Origin of the sequence: Flavipsychrobacter stenotrophus, assembly GCF_002954265.1 — a bacterium.
GTDB lineage: Bacteria > Bacteroidota > Bacteroidia > Chitinophagales > Chitinophagaceae > Flavipsychrobacter > Flavipsychrobacter stenotrophus.
Genome location: NZ_PPSL01000002.1, coordinates 362,611 through 383,428, shown reverse-complemented (window position 1 = coordinate 383,428; position 20,818 = coordinate 362,611). Strand labels below are relative to the sequence as shown.

Here is a 20,818-nt window from a genome sequence, read left to right as displayed (position 1 = left end):
TGACTACATAATTTAACGAATCTCCGACCATAAGTGTTCGAAAAGGGCGAGTCAGCTCGTTATATATCCCCTGTGAACTTGCGGTTTGTAGTAAAACCTAACAAAAAAGGGACATTGCCCTGTCAGGCAATGTCATTGAAATAAGCAAATGAACTAGCTCTGAAAGAGCCTCATCCACTGGTCGAAGCGTCCCGCTTCGTCCCATTCATGGAAGCGTCTCGCTTCCGAACCTCCACTATCGCAAAACGTAACACAGCGCTCTATTGACTAAACAGTTTATCGGGTCTCGAACCACAAGTGTTCGAAAAGAGTAAAACAGCTCGTTATATGTCCCCTGGGGTCTAGCGGTTTGTAGTAAAACCTAACAAAAAAGGGACATTGCCCGTCAGGGGTTACCCTTATCTAAGGGCTTTAGTAACTTTTCGACATCTTTATCAGATCTCCAACCCGACACGTAACACTAGCGTGCCAACCCATAAAAAATCACATTATTCCCGGTAACTTTAAGTATGAAAAACAGCCTACCCGCTAATCTACTATTTATAGGCATAATAGTATTTTTATGCTCCTTCCTCATCCCTAAAGGATGGCGTATATCTGGCTCTGCCCCCGACAAATATGAGCTGGGACTTTTCAAGATCAACGGCCACGAAGGCAAGGCCTGTGGCGTTATACGCGCGAGCAAAAAAGAATACTTCGGAGACGAATACGCTTCACTCATACAAACTATATCGTCTCAAAACTATTTAGGGAAAAGGATAAAAATGACCGGCTACATGAAGTCGCGTGGAGTAACAGCATGGGCGGGCTTCTACCTCAGGGTAGATAAAGAGGGCAGTAAAGAGCCAATATCATTCGATAACATGCACGATCGCCCGATCAAGAACAATACGAACTGGACACAATACGCTATAGAGCTGGACGTACCATTGAACGCATCTAAGATCACTTTTGGCGCCTTGCTTCACGGCCCCGGCCAGGTATGGTTCGATGATATCAACTTCGAAGAAGTTGGTCCGTCAACCATCGTTGTTACTGATGTCATGTGCGACACCTCCCAAAAACGCCTGCCCGAAAACCTGGGTTTTGAGGATTGATAGTTTGATAACCGCCCGCCGCAAAATTATTTTCTATCTTTAGCCCGCGTTCCAATATTTAATTACATATGCAGTCAGTAACATACTTCTACAGAGAGCCAAGAAAAACAGGAGTTTCTATAGAAGGTATATTCAGGTTAGTAAAAGATTGCCTGAAAGGGAAAGTAGAGATCAAAGAATTTTATTGCGATCCTGCACTATCCCGCTATCAGAATACCATGCTGGCCGGCAAACATGCTGATGTAATCAATCACATCACCGGTGATGTCAACTTCCTGGCATTAGGCCTTAGGGGAAAGAAAAACATACTTACTGTTCACGACATGGGTCATTACGACACATTGAAGAACAGAAGTAAGCTACACTTCCTCATCTATAAGCTATTCTGGTTTCAGCTACCACTCAAATATGTGGATATAGTTACCGTTGTATCAAAATTTACCTACAACAAACTCACTGAATACTTCAATTTTCCCGAAGACAGAATAAGGCTCATCTACGATCCGGTAAAGCCCATATTTCAATATTCAGAAAAAACTCAGTTGCATAATGTGCCACGCATCCTTATGATGGGAACCGGGGTGCATAAAAACCTCAATGGCTTACTTGAAGCTGCTAAAGGCAGAAATGTGCACCTCGATATTATCGGGTGGCCATCAGATGCTGATACGGCAAAACTAAAAGACTATGGCATTGCCCATACACTCTACAGCAAGCTAACTGACGAAGAAGTATATACCCGCTATAAAGAATGTGACATCATGTTTATGGCCTCATTTTATGAAGGTTTCGGCATGCCCATCATTGAAGCGCAATCGGTTGGTCGACCGGTAATTACAAGCAACATCGGCGCCATGAAAGAAGTGGCCGAAGACACCTGCTTACTGGTAGACCCAACAAAGCCGGAAGAAATTGGCGCAGCAATAGACAGACTAATTAATGATCGCGGACTATATAATGAAGTAGTACAAAAAGGCCTGAAAAACATAACACCCTATCAATACGAAATCATAGCACAACAGTACGCAGAAGTGTATGAAGAGTTGAGTAGGTTGTAACTTTATGCACTAAGCAACAATTCCCCTCTTATTTTAAAAGGGGACTATTTTGGGCAACGTAGTTTGCCCAAAATCGGGGGTGATAACAACATCAGGACGTACTCGTTTTGACGCAATAAGGATGCTCCCTTATTAAACATAAAGCCCTGAAAGGGCGACATAAATAGCGAGGGGTTTCAACCCCTCGAACAAATGACTACAGAACCCTAGCCCTGTAAGGGCGACATAGCTAAGTAAGAGAAGTGAGAGACTTGTTACATTAATTGTCATTGCCCCGTAGGGTCAAAAGTTTTGTAGCAAAATACCAGCCTTCAACACAGCGCCCCTTAGGGTCGCAACAATCGGCGGGTGAATTAAATTGAATGAAACATTAAACAACACAACATTGAAAAAGATCGTTTACCTGTATTCTGAGATAATGCCCTATGCCATATCGGTGATGCGGGCCCTTGTGGAAGAATTTAACGTAGAGGTGGAGTGCATTAGCTGGGACCAGAACAAACGCACCCCGTTTGTCCCTGAAAACGAAAAAGGCATCACCTTTCATAAACGATCTGCATTCGATAAACAATCCATTATCGCCTTCCTCAAACGCATCGATCCCTTTATCATGTACGTCTCCGGCCGCATGGATGCCCTCTACCTCGAAGGCATCATGGACATGAAGAGCTGGAGCAAATGTAAGATCGTAACCGGCAGCGACAACCAGTGGGAAGGTACAAATAAACAAAAATTGGCTGCCATAATGAGCCATCGCCTCTACGGTAAATACTTCGATTACTTCTGGGTGCCCGGCCGCAGGCAATATGAATTTGCCCGTAGAATGGGCTACCCCAACGAACGCATCATTAGCAACCTGCTCACAGCAGACAGCCGCGTATTTGCAGGCGCATATGAAAAGAACAGGACCCACAAACAACAGCGTGTTCCGCACAACCTCGTCTATGCCGGCCGCTTCGCCAAAACAAAAGGTATAGACATACTCATAGATGCATTCCTTGCTGCCCGCAAAGAACTCAATAACGACTGGCAACTCACCCTTGTGGGCAGCGGAGATGAGATCTCTGCCAATGAACCATTTATCAATATCAAAGGCTTTATGAGCGGCGCAGAGCTGGCTGAGAACAGCAAGGACTGGACCGCCTATTGCCTGCCCAGCGTCAAAGAACCATGGGGCGTAGTGGTACATGAATTTGCCATGCTGGGTCTCCCCGTCATCTGCTCCACCAACGTTGGCGCAGCCGATGATATGGTCGTCAACAACTACAACGGCTTCATCTTCGAAAGCGGCAATAAAGAAAGCCTCAAACAAGCCATTATCCGGCTCATGTCCGCCACCGATAAAGAACTCCTCCTCATGGGCGAGCGTGGACATGAACTTTCCAAAAAACAAAGCCCGCTCATAGCCGCTTATAGCTTGATGAGTATAGTTTAGCCTACATTTTTAAATGGTTGAAGGGAACTTTATTAAGGTAAGGATGAGTATGCAATGAATAGCTCTGAAAGAGCTGACTCAATAGCGTAGGGCGTTAGCCCTACGTCTCAAACCACCTAACACAAAGCCCTGTAAGGGCGTACTCCTATATAGGCTGGCAACACTTATTAGGATCATACGAACAAGCCCTCTGAAAGGGCGACATAATTGTATATGCCAACCTAAACAAAAATGCCATAAGCAACGTCTTCGTTTTCACATTGCCACATTCCACAATTGAGCCATTATATTCCCTAAATTTGTACCCATGTTATTCAAAGACGTAGTAGGGCAGCAACCGGCAAAAGAAGGATTGACGAAGATGTGGCACAACAATGTGTTTCCGCATGCATTGCTGCTGGTTGGCAATGAGGGCACCGGCGGCCTACCCATGGGGCTGGCACTGGCACAATTCATTTTCTGCACCGAAAAGACCGAAAACGACTCCTGCGGACATTGCGTTAACTGCCGCAAGGTATCTCGCCTGGAGCATGCCGATGTGCACATGACATTCCCTACCATACCACCAAAGCCTGGTAATAAGGGGATGAGCAAGCTCTACATCCAGGAGTTTCGCGAGTTCATACAACAAACCCCATACGGCACTACTTACGAGTGGCTGCAACACATCAATGCCGAGAACAAGCAGGGCAACATAGTAGCCGAAGAGTGCCGCGAGATCATAGATACCCTCAACCTCAAATCATACGAAGGCGGCCGCAAGGTGCAGATCATCTGGCGCCCCGAATACCTGCGTAAAGAAGGTAACATCCTGCTGAAGCTCATTGAAGAACCGCCACACGACACCACTATCATCTTCATAGCAGAAGATCTGGAAGACATACTACCTACCATACTATCGCGAACACAGTCTGTAAAGCTGGCACCGCTGCACCCTAAAGACATTGCCGAGGCGTTGACCTATCGTGCAGTAACAGACCCTACACGTGCCGCACAAATAGCCCACATAGCTATGGGTAGCTATACCGAAGCATTGCGCCTGTCTAACCATACCGATAACGACCTGTTCCCCGGTGTAAAAGACCTCTTCAACTCCATCTTCACCAACAACGGCATAGCCCTTACCAAGTTTGCCGATGAATGGTCCAAGGCAGGCCGTGAGCAGCAAAAAAACTTCCTGCACTACATCATTCAATTGCTGGAGCAGGCAATAAGAGCACGCTATACCCCCGACATGCCATTGTCTCTACCCGAAGCAGAAGCACAGTTCGTCAGAAAACTGGCCGCCACAAAGACTACCTTCGATGCATTCGACAAGATGATCGGCACCATCACAGACACCATGTTCTACATAGAGCGCAACGCCCATTCCAAAACACAACTCCTGGCTATGGCCTTACGTATGCAGTATATGGTGACCAACAAACCGTTACCGGCGGGGGTATAAACAATGTTATTTGTTAGAGATAAATTCCACGTAATGATGCCGAAGGTATCACATGTCTATAGTAAAACCCCAGAATAACTGGGATCGCTGCCGAAGGTATCGCATGTCTGTTTAAGCAATTCCACCACCTAATTATAAATACAAACCATCATACAACACACGCTATGAACAACCTCATCAACTTTCAATCATTCTCCAACCAGGCCGACGCGCAAGCCATTGCCGACAAACTACAAAACGCAGGTATCACAGCCGATGTGGCCAAAAAAGCCAAACGTGGCGATGTGTTCCTGCAGGTAGGCGATTATGTTGATGATTATGTATTGCGCATAGCACCCGAAGACTTTGACAAAGCCAATAACGTGCTGCACTCCGTTGAGATAGACATTGCAGGAATAGAACCCGGCCACCCGCTGCTTGCACTCAGCACCGACGAACTAAAAGACGTAATTGCCAAAGCCGATGAATGGGGCGCAGACAACTATGCCGTGGCCACAGCCTTACTGAAAAGCAAAGGGGTCGTATTTAATAGTGAGGAACGGAAGCAGATGCAGGATAAACGCCTCACAGTATTATCTCAAAGAAAACCTGCCAGTGGCACTCTCATCATTATCGGCTATGTTCTAGCATTGTATCCATTTCTCTTGATTGGCATCCAACAACAAAACCACGTACCTACTTTATTCCCCAATGTAAAATGGTTATTCCCGGGCTTGTTTAGTCCTGCTATTGCTTGGTCTATACTTGTAGCGCGCACCACACTGCCCAACGGTAAGCGTATTGCCACTTACAATGATAGCTCAATCAGGCATGGTATATTTATAGCTGCGGCCAATGTCTTTGCTTGGGTACTTGGGTTACTTGCATTGCTGCTATTACCTTAATAGATCAATACCTTGACTTAGCAAATTAGCCAGCCCTGAAAGGGCAACATAAATAGCGAGAGCAACCCAATGGCATTGGTTTAAGCGCTAACATCATGTCATGACGCCGAAGGTGTCAGATGTCTATAGCAAAATGAAATAGGAATTTTGAAACGATGCCGAAGGTATCGGATGTCTGATTAAGCAAACATCCTCGAACTAAATGCCACTCATCACTTCCACACATGGAAATTCAGCCTCAGCTTCTTGTCCTGTAGCAACTTCCGCCAGTCAATGAACAGGAAGACTGCAATGATCATCACGCCCAGCAGGCTTCCGGTAATACTCTTCCAGGTGAGCATGCCATGCGCAATGTCTGTGGCATTGGTAGCAAAGTAGTCTCCTGTCATCACCATCACCATATCGCTGGTAAACTTACCGATAAAGAATGCGGGAAGTATTCTTATGGCATTGACGCGGGCCATTCCACTGGCCGTAAATAGCGGTGTGGAAGGCAAGGGCATCAAGGTATACAGAAACACGAAGGCAGGCACCTTCCAACCAGCATTACCCAGCTTTTCGCCAATAAAGTGAATGTCTTCATTCTTTTTGGGCAGGATAATCTTGTCAGATAAGTAAGGAATGTATTTACTCAGTGTATAGCGGCCAATGGTCGATCCGATCACACCCACTACCAGCACCATCCAGATATCCAGGTGATATCGCATCTGGAAGAATACCATCACTATCCATGCCGGTGGACCAAAAAACGGCACCAGGTCAACAAGTAGCGCAGCAAAAAACACATAGACATACGGCCAGATCACACTGCAAGGTATTGAAAAACTAAGCCAAAAAAGATGACGTTCGTTAAAACAACAAAGCCCCCTATAAATAGAAGGCTTTGCAGGGGTATCATTAATGTCTATTACCTCATGAACAACAGTTCGCGATACTTTGGTAATGGCCACAACTTATCGTCAACTATCAGTTCCAGCTTATCTGCATGGTAGCGGATGGTATCGAAGTAAGGCTTCACCTTGTGGCAATAAGCCAATGCGCGGTGATGCATATCATCTATGTTGTTGGCATCCTTGCGGGCCTGTATCATCGTTTCCACATTGTCATTGATGTGCTGTATGTGGTTGCTCATCACCTTCACCAGGTTCAGCTGCGCTTTGTAGCCGCTTTCATCCAGTCCTATTTCCTTAAGGCCCTTTACATTGGTGATCATAGTGTTCTGATACTCTATGGCAGCAGGCAATATGTGGTTGGTAGCCAGGTAGCCTATTATGCGGGCTTCGATCTGTACCTTCTTTACATAATCTTCCAGCATGATCTCGTGGCGGGCTTCCAGTTCGCGCTTGCTGAAGATACCATTGTCAAAGAACAGCTGCTTAGACTTGTCGGTAACATAAGCATCAAGAGCTTCAGGAGTTGTCTTAAAGTTGTTCAACCCGCGGCGGGCAGCTTCTTCAGCCCACTCAGCACTGTAGTTATCCCCTTCAAAACGGATCTTCTTGCTCTCGGTAATATAGCTGCGCAATATCTGCAATACTGCTATTTCCTTCTTCTCACCCTTCTCTATCAGCGTATCTACTTCCTTCTTGAACTTCCTCAGCGTATCGGTCATAATGGTGTTCAACACCACCATTGGCGAGCCGCAGTTGGCAGAAGAACCTACCGCGCGGAACTCGAACTTATTACCTGTGAAGGCAAAAGGACTGGTACGGTTACGGTCGGTATTGTCCATCAATACCTCAGGCAATTGTTTATGTATGTCCAGCTTCAGGATCACTTCATCCTGCTCGGTGAATTTCTCCTTAACCCTTGATTCTACTTCATCCAGCACCTGTGTAAGGTACTTACCCAGGTATACAGATATAATAGCCGGTGGCGCTTCATTGGCACCCAGGCGGTGATCATTGTTGGCAGAAGCAATAGCACCGCGCAGCAGATCAGCATGATCATGTACCGCCTTAATAGTGTTCACAAAGAAGGTAAGGAACATAAGGTTGGTACGTGGTGTCTTGCCTGGTGACAGCAGGTTTACACCCGTATCTGTAGCAAGGCTCCAGTTATTGTGCTTGCCGCTACCGTTCACACCTGCAAATGGCTTTTCGTGCATCAGCGCCTTCAGCTTATGACGCTTGGCCACCTTGGTCATTACGTCCATCAGCAATGTATTGTGGTCAACAGCTATGTTCACTTCTTCAAACATAGGTGCACACTCAAACTGTGATGGTGCTACCTCGTTGTGGCGGGTGCGCAATGGAATACCCAGTTTGTAAGACTCCTGTTCGAAATCCTGCATGAAGGCATATACACGCTCAGGGATAGAACCGAAGTAGTGATCCTCCAGCTGCTGACCCTTTGCAGGACCATGGCCCAGCAATGTACGTCCGCACATCATAAGGTCAGGGCGCGCATTGGCCAGTGCCTCATCTACTACAAAGTACTCCTGCTCCCATCCCAGGGTAGCGGTTACCTTAGTTACGTTCTTATCAAAGTAATGGCACACATCTACCGCTGCCTTATCCAGTGCTGCTATCGACTTCAGCAAAGGAGCTTTATGGTCAAGCGACTCACCATTGTAAGCAATGAATATAGTAGGTATGCAAAGTGTCTTACCCGAGCCTGCTTCCATTATGAATGCGGGTGATGATGGATCCCATGCGGTATAACCACGTGCTTCAAATGTAGCACGGATACCACCGTTAGGGAAGCTCGATGCATCAGGCTCCTGCTGTATCAGCGCTTCGCCGTCAAAAAGTTCTATCGCAGAGCCATCGCTCTTAATGGTAAAAAATGAATCATGTTTTTCGGCAGTAGTACCGGTAAGTGGCTGAAACCAGTGCGTGAAGTGAGTAACACCACGCTCTTCGGCCCAGGCTTTCATACCCACGGCTACCTGGTCTGCTATGCGGCGCTCGATACGCTGGCCCGACTTCGCTGAATTCATAAGGCTCTTATAGGCCTCATCGCTCAGTGATTCGCGCATGGCGCGACCTGTAAATACGTTGCTTCCGAACATGGTAGTGATCTTCTTCTCACTGTACCCGGAAACGATCTTCTCTTCGTTCTGCAATGACTGCAGGGCCTGAAAACGTAAATTCGCCATAGATATTAAATTTTGTGCGAATCTAGAAAATATTTCAGAATTGGAGAAATATTTCGACATTTTTCTTGAAAAATGTCACATGTTTATTTATTGTATTGTATTAGTATATTGCCCAGGGTTGGGCGTGATCCACGTAAGAGCAAGCAAAATCAGTAGTTATAAAGTTTTTTGTAAATACCATTTCCGGCATTTTATTCAATTTCATGTAAATATTAATATCTAGCGAAGTGCTGAAATAAGTGATCGGCAGGTGTTCTTTAAAGTCAATCCCCCTGCGGCCATGCCACTTATATACCGCCTCTTTAGCGCACCACGCCAGCGTAAAGTATTTAGGATCGTGGCACATGGTCTCCTGCTCTCCTTCCGACAAAAATTTATGCTTTATGTTATCTATCCTTGGGTGCCACGTCTGTATATCTATACCTGCAGCGTCTACAGGGTCTACCGCCACCGCTATATAAGGCCATGAGTGTGAAATAGAGAAATGAAACTGGTCATCGGGTATACGGGGTTTGTCATGTTCATCCTTTTGAATGGTGTGCAGCGGAAATTCTTCTTCCAAATGAGTGAGCAAATAGCGCCCTGCCAGGTGCTCTATCCTACGCTTCTCATTCTTTATATCAGACACTATCCCTGTCTTTTCAGCAAAAAAAGCCTCATCTTCCTCCACCTTCCATATAGCACCCCGGCCATGATCCCCTATATTCCATTCTTTAAGTAGCGGCATAACACAAATGTACATTGATAATGGCTGAATTGCGTAATGGCTCAATTGCCAGCTAGTAACAAGCTGATACATTAGCCGGTCTTTGTGAGCCTGCCTGCCGGCAGGGAACAAAGCAATCTAGTATCGGGTCGCTGAGTCCATCCGCTGTGGAGACTCAATCTTGCGCCTCTAAGCTCTTCTTCGTCTTTGGTCCTATCTTGGTGAAAAGCTAGGATATTACTCCCACTGGTCGAAGGGTCTCCCTTCGTCCTATCTAATGGAAGCGTCTCGCTTCCGTATTTTTTCGCAAGCGGGACGCTTCGACCAGTGATAAGCCGTTTTGGGTTATCCTAAAAAGAACCGGCCTGATGGTTGTTGGTGAGAAGACCGACAACGGCGGAAATGCCCTGTTTGGTGCAAATTTTTATCGGGCATGGAATTTTGATTATTGATTGGTTTTAAATGGGTTATGAAATAGTTGTATGCCCGATCGTGCCCGACGAAGTGGGTATGGGGAGCGAAAGATAAGGGCGGAATTTCTTGCTTATGTAGTGTGTCGGGTCAGAGGCCAGAAGTGTTAGGAAAGTTATTAATGTGCTTAGAAAAGGGTTGCCCCTGACGGGGCAATGCCCATTTTTTGTTACGTTTTACTACAAACCGGTAGTCCCTACGGGACATATCACGAGCAGTTTTACTCTTTTCGAACACTTAGGGTCAGAGACCCGTCAAATCATATCGTCACGAGAGCCCCGAGATGATCGGGGCTAACTCTCGCGATAGTTGCGACAGGTGCCTCGCCCCTTCAGAGAAATGTCAAATTGATCTCACCAATCATGCCCTGTTTGGCGAAAATTTTCATCGGGCATAGAATTTGAATTATTGTTTGGTTTTGAATGGTTTATGTAAAGAAAGAATGCCCGATGATTGCCGACTACCTGAAAAATCATTCCCAAATAGCGGTGGGTGAGTGGAGGACGGGTAAAGAGTGATGGTGTACATTTTAAGAGTGGGAGTGAAGAAAGGGTGTGTGACTTTGTTGTTGTGTCGGGAGTAAGATCTTGTGTGGGTTGTGTTGCTTGTGCGGGTGTGTTATTGTCTGCCTGAGATCCGTGGTTAGATGTAAGCAGGATGATGATGGCTGTATTGGTTTCCGCTTTGTTTGATTCATGATCTGCCAGAGCCACTTCTTCCCGCTGAAGTTCGGCCATGTCTTTTTCTTCCTCTTGTTCTATGGCTTCGAGGTTGTCCTTGACATCACTTACGTTTTTGTAGGCTGTGGGGTGGAACGGGCTAACCAAGCCTTTTATGTATTTGTCTGTTAGGGTGACTACTGCCTTACCCAGCTCGCTGTCATGGTCGTTGATAAAGGAGGTCAGTTCGGTAAATGCTTCGATGTATGAGCCGATATTGAGTTTCTGGATGTGTTTTGTTGATGCGAATAGTTTACGCAGCATTTCTACTTCCTGCCAGGTGGGGCACCGATCTTCGCGGGCTTTTATTTTATTGTTGACTGCCTCGATGTGATCATACACATCCTGCAACAGGGATGCGGGTGTTTGCCTTGCTGCGGTCTTCATTTGTTCCCAGCGGCCGTGTTTGATCCACAGGTAGAGTGTTTTGGTGTTAATGTCGATGAGGTCGGCGATCTCGGCACGGGTTCTGTCGGAGTGGAGAAAGAGGTTGCGTGCGGCTTGTTTTTTGTCGTTGTTTGCTTCCACAGGATTATTGATTAAGTCAAAAGTTAAAAGTCAAAACCAAAAAGTGGTCGGGGAAATTTTCCTGTCCAGAAATTTGGGTAGTAAAGGTGGGCAACCGGAAACAAACGGATGGAATGAAAAGTCATGGTGGTACACTTTCCGTACCATGATGGTACGCTTTTCGTACCACCATAAAACTTTTTTGTGTGGATAACTAAGAGTAGATTTTTGAAAGTGAGGTTGGTGTGTATTAGTTTTTCGCAGTTATGAAAAAATGTTTGCGTCCATGAGAAAATTTTAGGTATGAGGGGTGATTGGGTAGATGTTATGGACACAGCGCCCACAAAGAGAACCGGCCCGATATGCCGGTCAGAGACCGGCGACCGCACGAGCGTCGTCAGAGACATACGCTCAGCACATAGGGCGTTTTCCTTATCCCGCTCTCACTTCGTCGGGCATAATCGGGCATACAACTATTTCATAACCCATTCAAAATCAATTAATAATCAAGATTCCGTGCCCGATAAAAATTTACACAAAACAGGACTTTCCCCTAAATTATATTCCCACTCTCGATACTATTTCCCTCAAAATATAGTTTATAATTGCCGCAAACTGTTATTATGAAATACACGTCGCTGTTGTTGTCGGTTTTTCTGCTCCATTCCTGCCAGTCGTTGCAGCAAAAGAGCTACCTCAATCCGCTGGGGCGGACGATAAAAGAGCGCGTGCTACTGCCTGAAGGATATACGCGTATTGTAGGAGTCGATACTTCTTTTGCAACCTATCTGCAGAATGTTCCGCTGCTGGCTGCTGGCGAAAAGGTGCATTATTTTGATGGAAGCGTAAAAGATAAGCCGGATGTGTATGTGGCGGTAATTGATATGCCTATTGGGCATAAAGACCTGCAGCAGTGTGCCGATGTGGCTATGCACATGCGTGCGGCTTACCTGTATAAAGTTGGCATGCAAGACAGTATACGGTTTACACTCACTAATGGGTTTGTGGCAGCATATAGTAAATGGGCGCATGGCTACAGGATAGCGGTGAAGGGTAATAAAACGGAATGGGTAAAGAGTGTGGCAGCAAGAGATGATAGTGCAACCCTAGGCACTTATATGGATGTGATCTATAGCTACTGCGGATCTTTATCGCTGAGCAGGGAATTGACGAAAATAGGGTGGCGGGATGTGCGACCCGGTGACCTGTTGGTAAGGGGTGGTACACCCGGACACGTGGAGCTGGTGATGGATATGGCACATGATAAAAGCGGCCATAAAATATACTTACTCGCACAGGGCTTTATGCCGGCGCAGCAAATGCAGCTACTGGCCAATCCTATGAATAGCGGATTAAGTCCGTGGTATGAACTGAAAGAAGGTGAGATAAGAACACCCGAATGTGTGTTTACAAGTGAACATTTTATGCGATTTTAGGGGGAGTTTACTTGTTTTTTCTTTAAAGGAATTGAAAATACGCAGTTTCATACTCTTCTTTGAAGACTGATGAGGTTGTTGGTAGTCTGGTTCTTTTGAAATGTCGCTATTGCCGCTGTATTCCATAGAATAATGTTAAGTTGAAAAAATGAGATGTGAGACAATGCCAACCCATAAGAAGCATTAACCGCACAAAAAAAGCCCTCGGTAAACCGAGGGCTTTCAAAGTTGGATATGAATAGAATTAGATAACTCTTACATTAACTGCATTCAAACCTTTTTTGCCATTCTGAACTTCGTAAGACACTTTATTGTTCTCACGGATTTCATCATGAAGACCTGAAACGTGAACGAAAATGTCCGGACCACCGTTTGATGGTGTGATGAAACCAAAACCCTTTGTCTCATTGAAAAACTTAACTGTACCTTCTTGCATTGTTTTTAAAATAAAAAGATTAATAAAGACCAAAGATATAAACAAAAAACCAAAATACAATCAGGTATTCAAAAAATCTTTTTGATGATAAAGCGCTAAGTTACCCTTGAAATGTCTGAAAGCCTTATTTGCAGCGGCGTTGCTTATATATTTTTTCTTGCGGGCTGATGAGGAGCATGATCTCTGTTGATTTTATTTGATTTTGTTTTTGATCATACCGGAGCGATTTGAGAGCAAGTACTTAAGATCGTCTGATCAAGCAAGCTGCCCACCTTATTATTAGGTAAAGAAGAACCGGAAAATCGTGTAAATGAGCGTAAGTAACTATCTGCCAAAATATCAATAATGCATATTGTTATATGCAAAGTTGGCTTGCTGTGGCTTAAAATGACAAAATGAAAAGGCCTTGCACTGCAAAAATGACCGAAAAAGTGGCTGAAACCCGTTTGGCATAAAAGATGATGAACCGATAGTACAAAACTGTTCACAAACATAAAAATTTATAAAAATGGCTAACAACGTTAACATTACTCCCCTTCATGACAGGGTTATTGTAAAATCGGCTGCTGCTGAAGAAAAGACTGCCGGTGGTATCATTATACCTGATACTGCTAAGGAAAAGCCACAACGCGGTGTAGTAGTTGCTGCTGGTCCGGGTAAGAAAGATGAACCAATGACTGTGAAGGCAGGCGATACCGTTTTATATGGTAAATATGCAGGTACAGAAATTTCACTGGAAGGTGCTGACTACCTGATCATGCGTGAAAGCGATATCCTGGCGGTAATTTAATTCGGCAATTAGCCAATTGTTGCCTTCGGATAACAGCAATTAAACAAGTAAACAACATTTTTTTATACGCGTCAATTGGCTAATTGCCAAATTGACAAATTGACAAATTTAAAATATCATGGCAAAGCAATTGTTCTTTAACATTGAAGCACGCAACAAAATGAAGCGTGGTGTTGACATCCTTGCGGATGCAGTAAAGGTAACCCTTGGTCCTAAAGGCCGTAACGTGGTTATTGAAAAGAAGTTTGGTGCACCTTCAGTAACTAAGGATGGTGTATCTGTAGCTAAGGAAATAGAACTGGAAGACAGCATTGAGAACATGGGTGCACAGATGGTGAAGGAAGTGGCTTCACGTACTGCTGATCTGGCGGGTGATGGTACAACTACCGCTACCGTATTGGCTCAGTCTATCATAGGCGAAGGCTTGAAGAACGTAGCAGCAGGTGCTAACCCAATGGACCTGAAGCGTGGTATAGACAAGGCAGTAACTGCTGTTGTTGAAAACCTGAAGACTCAGTCTCAGAAAGTAGGAAACGACAATAAGATGATAGAGCAGGTTGCTTCTATATCTGCAAATAACGATAATGCAATTGGTGCTTTGATCGCCCAAGCAATGGCTAAGGTGGGTAACGAAGGTGTTATCACTGTAGAAGAAGCTAAGGGTACTGAAACTACTGTAGAAGTAGTAGAAGGTATGCAGTTCGATCGCGGTTACCTGAGCGCTTACTTTGTAACTAATACAGAGAAGATGCAGGTAGAATTGCAGAACCCATACATCCTTATCTATGATAAGAAGGTAAGCACATTGAAAGACATTTTGCCTATCCTGGAAAGTGTTGTTCAGAGCGGCCGTCCGTTGTTGATCATTGCTGAAGATGTAGATGGTGAAGCACTGTCTACACTGGTGGTAAACAAATTGCGTGGTTCATTGAAGATCGCAGCTGTTAAGGCGCCTGGCTTCGGTGATCGTCGTAAGGAAATGCTGCAGGACATTGCTGCCCTTACAGGTGGTATCGTTATCAGCGAAGAGCAGGGTTACAAGCTGGAGAATGCTTCAATAGCTTACCTTGGTCAGGCAGAAAGCATTACTATCGATAAGGACAATACTACTGTAGTTGGTGGTAAGGGTGTAAAGGAAGATATCGAAGCACGTATCAGCCAGATCAAAACGCAGATTGAAAACACTACAAGCGATTACGATCGTGAAAAACTACAGGAGCGCCTGGCTAAGCTGAGCGGTGGTGTAGCAGTATTGTATGTAGGTGCTGCCAGTGAAGTAGAAATGAAGGAAAAGAAAGACCGTGTTGACGATGCTCTTCATGCTACACGCGCTGCGGTAGAAGAAGGTATTGTACCAGGTGGTGGTGTTGCTTACATCCGTGCTATCGAGTCATTGATGGCTGTAAGCACAGACAATGCTGATGAAAAGACCGGTGTTGCTATCGTTCGCCGTGCATTGGAAGAGCCATTGCGCCAGATAGTTGCTAATGCAGGTCTTGAAGGTTCTATTATCATACAGAAAGTACGCGAAGGCAAGGGTGACTACGGTTTCAATGCACGTACAGAAGTATATGAGAACATGCTTGCTGCAGGTGTAATCGATCCTACTAAGGTGAGCCGTGTAGCTTTGGAAAATGCTGCTTCTATAGCTAGTATGCTCCTGACTACAGAGTGCGTAATTGCCGATAAGCCAGAACCTAAGTCTGCTGCACCAATGGGTGGCATGCCAGGCGGCGGAATGGGAATGGATTACTAAGTCAAAACTTAAAAGTGAAAAGTAAAAAGTTACTTCTTACTTAAATCAGATAAAAGATAAAGCCTCCGAGATTCGGGGGCTTTATCTTTTTGTGGTTGTGGCAGATTTGACAACTTTTTAGAAAGTTGTCAAATCTATTGCCTCAGGAGGAGAGTTTATCTGGATTTTCAAAAGGTTTAATGGGGTAGGGGAAATTTTATCAATTTCACATTGTTATAACTTTTGGCACAGATATTGTTACACAAGAGTCAAACACACAAAAAGACAAAAGCTATGAAGACGCTATACTGCTGCACTATTGCAGCGTTAATAACCTCTATTGCCCCTACGTAAGGATACCCATAAAATACTGCTTAAAAAACCACCAGCCCCACAAACCCCGGCACAAAAAAGAGCGCCGTCGAAGAGCGCTCTTTTCTAAAAAATCTGCAAACCCTGAACCCTATCAAATTTTGTTCAGATCATAAACCCTATCAACTATGAAAGTTCAGGTAAGTAAAGGTATAGTTTATAATCCTTATTAACAGACCTTGTTACGATTGTTGCGACCCTACGGGGCGCTGTGTAATTGGTGCTTTTTTTGCTACAAACCGGTTGCCACCTAACTGGGCAATGACATGAACTTAACCTACCTACTTCGCTATTTTCATTTCGTCGATTAACCAGCCGGCACCGCCAAACTTTTCGAGGATGAAGAGGGTGTAGCGGATATCGACAGAGATGTTTCTGCAACGGTTAGGATCAAACAGATAATCGCTCATTGTGCCTTCATATGCACGATCGAAATTGGTGCCTATGAGCTCTCCTTTGCTGTTGAGTATAGGACTGCCGGAATTGCCGCCTGAAGTGTGGTTAGAGGCAATGAATGCAACAGGCACATCACCATTTAATGCCCAACGGCCAAAGTCTTTTTTGTTGTATAGGTCTTTAAGTTTGGCAGGCACTTTGAAAGAAAGGGAGTTGGAGTCATCGAGTGCTACCACATCTGCAAGCTTTGTCTGGTAAGAGTAGGGAGCATCGCCATCAGGGTCAAGGCCCTGCACTTGTCCGAACATAACACGTAATGAAAGGTTAGCGTCGGGGTAGAAATCTCTTTCTGTTTCGTAGTTCATCTGCGCATTGATGTACAGTCTGTTGAGGAAGTGTTTCTTCGCCCTATAAGCGTCTATCTTAGGTGTTATCTTTTCTTTCCTCAATGTTGCAATGCTGGTGTAAAGCAGGTAAGCATGGTCATTCTTTAGTTTGTTGCTGTCATTTACTTTAGCTGTGTTTGCGAAGGCCATCATCTTTTCCTGAGATGCGAGCATAGACGACCTATATACCTTACGTGCCCATCTGTTGCTGTTGCGCAGATTGCGGTGATATTGTTTTTTATAGTAAGCCGGCATTTCCTTTTTGCAGTTCTTAACATATAATGGCATCAATGACGCAAAGAGATCTTTGTCTGTTTCCATGTCGTAATTCTTGTAGAAACCATCGAGCGCTTTGGTGAGTTTCTGCAGGGTGTCGGTGAGTTGGGCCTGTGTGAATTTTGCCCGGAAACATGCCTGCATTTTTTCCATTGCTGCACCCGTGGCTATCAGCTCTATGGCCAATAGTTCTTCCTTTATGTGCTGCTCATGAAACAGGACACCGTCTATATTGTCTACCTCGGTTTTTAGTTGAGGGAGGAGCGTTTTTACATATGGGTCGGTGGCTGTATTCATTGCCCATTGCTGGAATCCCTTCTCATATAATTCTTTCTTTTCGATGGCATTATTTACTCTCAGTCCTTCAATTTCGCCCTGCCATTTTTTCCAGCCATTGGCTACGCCGGCGCGTTTAGAAGTGTACTTCAGGAACACGTCCCTATGCTCGGTCATGTGTTCTGTCCATACATCGAGCCTGCGGGTTCTTGCTTCTATGCTGATAGGGTCGATGATCGAATATACCTGGTTCAGTTCGCCTGAAGAAATGTACTCCATAGTGGTGCCCGGGAAGCCATAGACCATGCTGAAGTCGCCTTCTTTATAGCCTTTCAGGCTGATATTGAAAAACTGGGAGGCATCGTAAGGTTTGTTGCCTGCCGCATAAGGAGCGGGTTTATTGTCGGCACCTGCATATACGCGGAATACGCTGAAATCACCGGTGTGGCGTGGCCAAACCCAGTTCTCGTCATCGCCGCCGAATGTGCCGATGCCATTGGGTGGGAAAGCTGTAAGGCGTATATCTTTATATGTTTCAGTTATTGCTATCCAGTACTGGTTGCCTTCGAAGTATGATTTTATCGTGGCATCCATGCCGGTGATTTTGGCGTAATCTTTCTCCACTACTTTAATGCGGTTGGCAATGAGTGTGTCTCTAATTGCATCGCGGAGGGTATCTGAAATGCCTGTAGTGATCTTAGACGTGACATTTTCTATACGACGGATAAATGTGACTGTAAGGCCGGGGCAAGGAATCTCTTCCTTTATACTTTTGGCAAAAAAACCGGTTGCGAAGTAATCTTTTTCCAGACTGGTGAGTCCCTGTACGGTGCCGTATCCGCAATGGTGGTTAGTGAGTACAAGACCTTTTGACGAAATTATTTCTCCGGTGCAGCCCTTGCCAAAGAGCACCACTGCATTGTTAAGACCGGTGCCACCATCATTATAGATCATTTCTACCGGAATCTCCAGGCCGAGAGCCTTCATCTGGTTCTCATGTTTTTTTATAGTCGAAGGTATCCACATGCCTTCTTTGGCTCCGGCCTCAAAAAAGGCACAAAGAGTGATATTTAAAATACAAATAAAACCTAATGCTAACCTTAATCTTTTACTTTCAAACATATACTTGCTTTGATTTACCGAAATAAATGTACAATTTTGCGACAAAAGTCTGTAGTTATTGTTATATTAGCCGTTTATTACGGAATTTCTTTTTCTGGATTATGAGAAAATATCTGCTACTAGTAGTTTTATCAATATTATCGCAACTGCAAGCTTTAAAAGCGCAGACCTTGTTTACTGCACCCGACACTGTGTGTGTAAGGCAGCCGGTACACCTGAACAGCACCATATTTGATGCTGCTTCATACTACTGGGGTTTTTGCTCAGGAGCCATAACCAGCGCGCCTTCCGGCGTGAACATGGGCAATGGTTTCGGCTTTCACCAGCCCTCTAATATTGAGATACAGCAAGACAGGAACGGACAGTATTACGGCTTTGTGCTTAATGCAAGTACCGATGAATTTTTGCGTCTTAACTATGGAACCAGCTTAAATAATGTGCCTACTGTTACCAATTTTGGTAATCTTACTAATGGTTTGCCTCACCATCCTACTTCTATGTTCATTGCTTATGATACATTGGCAGAGAACTGGTTTGTATTTGTAACAGGTGGATATACAAAAGCAGAATCGGCTGTAGGTCGTATTGATTTCGGACCAACGTTGGGTAACCCTACACCTAATATTGCGAATTTTGGTAACCTTGATGATCCGCTTACACCGGCAGTGAATGAATTTGTTGGCCCTAAAGGAATATTTGTAGCGCAGGATGCTGATCTTAAATGGTATGGCTATGTAGTAAACAGGTTCAATAACTTCCTGGTACGAATGGATTTTGGTACGAACATATCTAATACACCAGCTGTAGTAACAATAGGCAACCCCGGCGGAGTGCTGAATGACCCTACTGATATGGCTGCTATACTTGATAATGGCCAATACTATTTCTTTGTTGCTAACAGAGGAAACAGTACCATTGCCCGTATAAACGTAGGCCCGGTATTGAATACGACAGCAATGACCGGTAGTAATCTCGGTGACTTCCTGTTCCGCGTAACTATTCCATCGTCTATTAGCCTTACAAGAGATTGTGGTAGCATCTATGCCTATATAACCGACAGTACTACAAGCCAGCTGGTATCTATACAGATGGCTACTGCGGTAGGACCATACACTGCTGTAGACTATAGTGTGGTTGGTGGTATGAACTTCCCATCATCTATTTCTACGATACTGCGCGACAAAGATGACCTGTATGCTTTCATTACCAATGTAGCGGATAGCTCATTGACAAAGGTTACCATTACCCAGTGTACCAATGCTTCTATACCTTCTTTTACAGAAGTTACTCCTCCTGTTTATTATTACAATGCACCAGGCACATATAATATCTATTATGTGATCAACCAGGGTAAGCCAAATATGGCAGTAGAGTGTAAATCGATAGTGGTATTGCCTATACCTAATATATTCATTAACATTAACCCTACCATCTGTAAAGGGGATTCTATAAAGCTTTACGTGATATCTAATTTCGCTGATTCGTTTGCATGGTCGCCTATCTACCATATAGATACTGCGTATGATGGTGATGATACAGTGAAAGCATGGCCTGACTATACGATGAACTATAATGTAGAGATATTCTACCCTGATGGTTGCATTGTAGATACATTCATTCATGTAAATGTTGTTAAGGTAACTGCAGATGCGGGACCTGACCGTACTATACTTGATGGCGCTACAAGCATACTTGGCGGCCCGGATATGACACTGGAAGGTGCTGTAACTTATCACTGGACTCCTTTCCAATATATAGAGGATACAACAGTGCCATTCCCTACAGTTAATCCACCATCTGATTTCACTTATGTGATCGAGGTTACAGAACATTCATCGGGACTGACTTGCCAGGCAAGAGATACAGTGACGCTTCATTCTAATTGTGGCGACTTCTACCTGCCAAATGCATTTGCGCCTGCAAGCACCAGCTCACTGGTGAACAGGTTTGGTGTTATTAATCAGGGATTGTCTCAGCTTAACTACTTCCGGGTATTTGACCGTTGGGGTGTAATGGTATTCCAGACCAGCACGCCTACGCAAATGTGGGATGGTACGTACAATGGCACACCATGCCCAACCGGTGTGTATGTATGGGAAGCTGATGGATTCTGTGTGAGTGGAAAGCCAATAAAGAAGAAAGGAAACGTAAGTTTATTACGTTAATAGC

Annotated in this window: 15 protein-coding genes; 9 read left to right on the top strand and 6 right to left on the bottom strand. The window is 44.7% G+C overall.

Annotated elements, in window-relative coordinates:
* Positions 1-509 precede the first annotated feature (509 nt).
* The 5 genes from CJD36_RS06710 to CJD36_RS06690 all read left to right on the top strand — a co-directional run bounded on the left by CJD36_RS06710 (position 510) and on the right by CJD36_RS06690 (position 5,921).
* Positions 510-1,097: a hypothetical protein gene (locus CJD36_RS06710; protein ID WP_105038367.1), complete on the top strand. Its 588-nt coding sequence runs from the start codon at positions 510-512 to the stop codon at positions 1,095-1,097.
* Positions 1,098-1,165: 68 nt separating this feature from the next.
* Entirely contained in the window at positions 1,166-2,155 is a 990-nt protein-coding gene (locus CJD36_RS06705; protein ID WP_105038366.1) for a glycosyltransferase family 4 protein, read from the top strand.
* 385 nt (positions 2,156-2,540) lie between these two features.
* On the top strand, positions 2,541-3,590 hold the full coding sequence (locus CJD36_RS06700; RefSeq protein WP_133162529.1) for a glycosyltransferase: 1,050 nt from the start codon (positions 2,541-2,543) through the stop codon (positions 3,588-3,590).
* A 307-nt stretch (positions 3,591-3,897) separates the two neighbouring features.
* Positions 3,898-5,037, top strand: coding sequence for a DNA polymerase III subunit (locus tag CJD36_RS06695; RefSeq protein ID WP_105038364.1), 1,140 nt, complete (start codon positions 3,898-3,900; stop codon positions 5,035-5,037).
* Positions 5,038-5,201: 164 nt separating this feature from the next.
* Positions 5,202-5,921: an SPOR domain-containing protein gene (locus tag CJD36_RS06690; RefSeq protein WP_105038363.1), complete on the top strand. Its 720-nt coding sequence runs from the start codon at positions 5,202-5,204 to the stop codon at positions 5,919-5,921.
* A gap of 212 nt (positions 5,922-6,133) precedes the next feature.
* Here CJD36_RS06690 and CJD36_RS06685 read toward each other — a convergent pair whose 3' ends face one another.
* From CJD36_RS06685 to CJD36_RS06670, 4 genes are all read right to left on the bottom strand, one after another.
* Entirely contained in the window at positions 6,134-6,727 is a 594-nt protein-coding gene (locus CJD36_RS06685; RefSeq protein WP_105038362.1) for an SNARE-associated domain-containing protein, read from the bottom strand.
* 101 nt (positions 6,728-6,828) lie between these two features.
* Positions 6,829-9,021: a glutamine synthetase III family protein gene (locus CJD36_RS06680; protein ID WP_105038361.1), complete on the bottom strand. Its 2,193-nt coding sequence runs from the start codon at positions 9,019-9,021 to the stop codon at positions 6,829-6,831.
* A gap of 100 nt (positions 9,022-9,121) precedes the next feature.
* Positions 9,122-9,748, bottom strand: a complete 627-nt coding sequence (locus CJD36_RS06675; RefSeq protein ID WP_161499231.1) for a 4'-phosphopantetheinyl transferase family protein — start codon at positions 9,746-9,748, stop codon at positions 9,122-9,124.
* 803 nt (positions 9,749-10,551) lie between these two features.
* A complete protein-coding gene (locus CJD36_RS06670) occupies positions 10,552-11,445 on the bottom strand; it encodes a terminase gpP N-terminus-related DNA-binding protein (RefSeq protein WP_105038359.1) in 894 nt (297 codons plus the stop codon).
* A 602-nt stretch (positions 11,446-12,047) separates the two neighbouring features.
* On the opposite strand from CJD36_RS06670, the gene CJD36_RS06665 reads away from it, so the two are divergent.
* Positions 12,048-12,860, top strand: coding sequence for a DUF4846 domain-containing protein (locus tag CJD36_RS06665; protein WP_105038358.1), 813 nt, complete (start codon positions 12,048-12,050; stop codon positions 12,858-12,860).
* A 244-nt stretch (positions 12,861-13,104) separates the two neighbouring features.
* On the opposite strand, the gene CJD36_RS06660 is transcribed toward CJD36_RS06665, so the two are convergent.
* A complete protein-coding gene (locus CJD36_RS06660; RefSeq protein ID WP_105038357.1) occupies positions 13,105-13,296 on the bottom strand; it encodes a cold-shock protein in 192 nt (63 codons plus the stop codon).
* 508 nt (positions 13,297-13,804) lie between these two features.
* Between CJD36_RS06660 and CJD36_RS06655 the strand changes: the two genes are divergently transcribed.
* Entirely contained in the window at positions 13,805-14,086 is a 282-nt protein-coding gene (locus CJD36_RS06655) for a co-chaperone GroES (RefSeq protein WP_105038356.1), read from the top strand.
* A 118-nt stretch (positions 14,087-14,204) separates the two neighbouring features.
* Positions 14,205-15,842: a chaperonin GroEL gene (groL, locus tag CJD36_RS06650; RefSeq protein WP_105038355.1), complete on the top strand. Its 1,638-nt coding sequence runs from the start codon at positions 14,205-14,207 to the stop codon at positions 15,840-15,842.
* Between the two features lie 632 nt (positions 15,843-16,474).
* On the opposite strand, the gene CJD36_RS06645 is transcribed toward groL, so the two are convergent.
* Positions 16,475-18,553 (bottom strand): S46 family peptidase, encoded by a 2,079-nt coding sequence (locus CJD36_RS06645; protein WP_262497505.1) that lies wholly within the window; start codon positions 18,551-18,553, stop codon positions 16,475-16,477.
* Positions 18,554-18,750: 197 nt separating this feature from the next.
* Between CJD36_RS06645 and CJD36_RS06640 the strand changes: the two genes are divergently transcribed.
* Positions 18,751-20,814: a T9SS type B sorting domain-containing protein gene (locus CJD36_RS06640; protein ID WP_161499230.1), complete on the top strand. Its 2,064-nt coding sequence runs from the start codon at positions 18,751-18,753 to the stop codon at positions 20,812-20,814.
* Positions 20,815-20,818: the final 4 nt, after the last annotated feature.

Bases quoted from the DNA above. Each gene is read 5' to 3' on its own strand.
- CJD36_RS06710 (WP_105038367.1), top strand. From the start codon at position 510: ATGAAAAACAGCCTACCCGCTAATCTACTATTTATAGGCATAATAGTA.
- CJD36_RS06705 (WP_105038366.1), top strand. From the start codon at position 1,166: ATGCAGTCAGTAACATACTTCTACAGAGAGCCAAGAAAAACAGGAGTT.
- CJD36_RS06695 (WP_105038364.1), top strand. From the start codon at position 3,898: ATGTTATTCAAAGACGTAGTAGGGCAGCAACCGGCAAAAGAAGGATTG.
- CJD36_RS06690 (WP_105038363.1), top strand. From the start codon at position 5,202: ATGAACAACCTCATCAACTTTCAATCATTCTCCAACCAGGCCGACGCG.
- CJD36_RS06680 (WP_105038361.1), bottom strand. From the start codon at position 9,021: ATGGCGAATTTACGTTTTCAGGCCCTGCAGTCATTGCAGAACGAAGAG.
- CJD36_RS06675 (WP_161499231.1), bottom strand. From the start codon at position 9,748: ATGCCGCTACTTAAAGAATGGAATATAGGGGATCATGGCCGGGGTGCT.
- CJD36_RS06665 (WP_105038358.1), top strand. From the start codon at position 12,048: ATGAAATACACGTCGCTGTTGTTGTCGGTTTTTCTGCTCCATTCCTGC.
- CJD36_RS06660 (WP_105038357.1), bottom strand. From the start codon at position 13,296: ATGCAAGAAGGTACAGTTAAGTTTTTCAATGAGACAAAGGGTTTTGGT.
- CJD36_RS06655 (WP_105038356.1), top strand. From the start codon at position 13,805: ATGGCTAACAACGTTAACATTACTCCCCTTCATGACAGGGTTATTGTA.
- groL (WP_105038355.1), top strand. From the start codon at position 14,205: ATGGCAAAGCAATTGTTCTTTAACATTGAAGCACGCAACAAAATGAAG.
- CJD36_RS06645 (WP_262497505.1), bottom strand. From the start codon at position 18,553: ATGTGGATACCTTCGACTATAAAAAAACATGAGAACCAGATGAAGGCT.
- CJD36_RS06640 (WP_161499230.1), top strand. From the start codon at position 18,751: ATGAGAAAATATCTGCTACTAGTAGTTTTATCAATATTATCGCAACTG.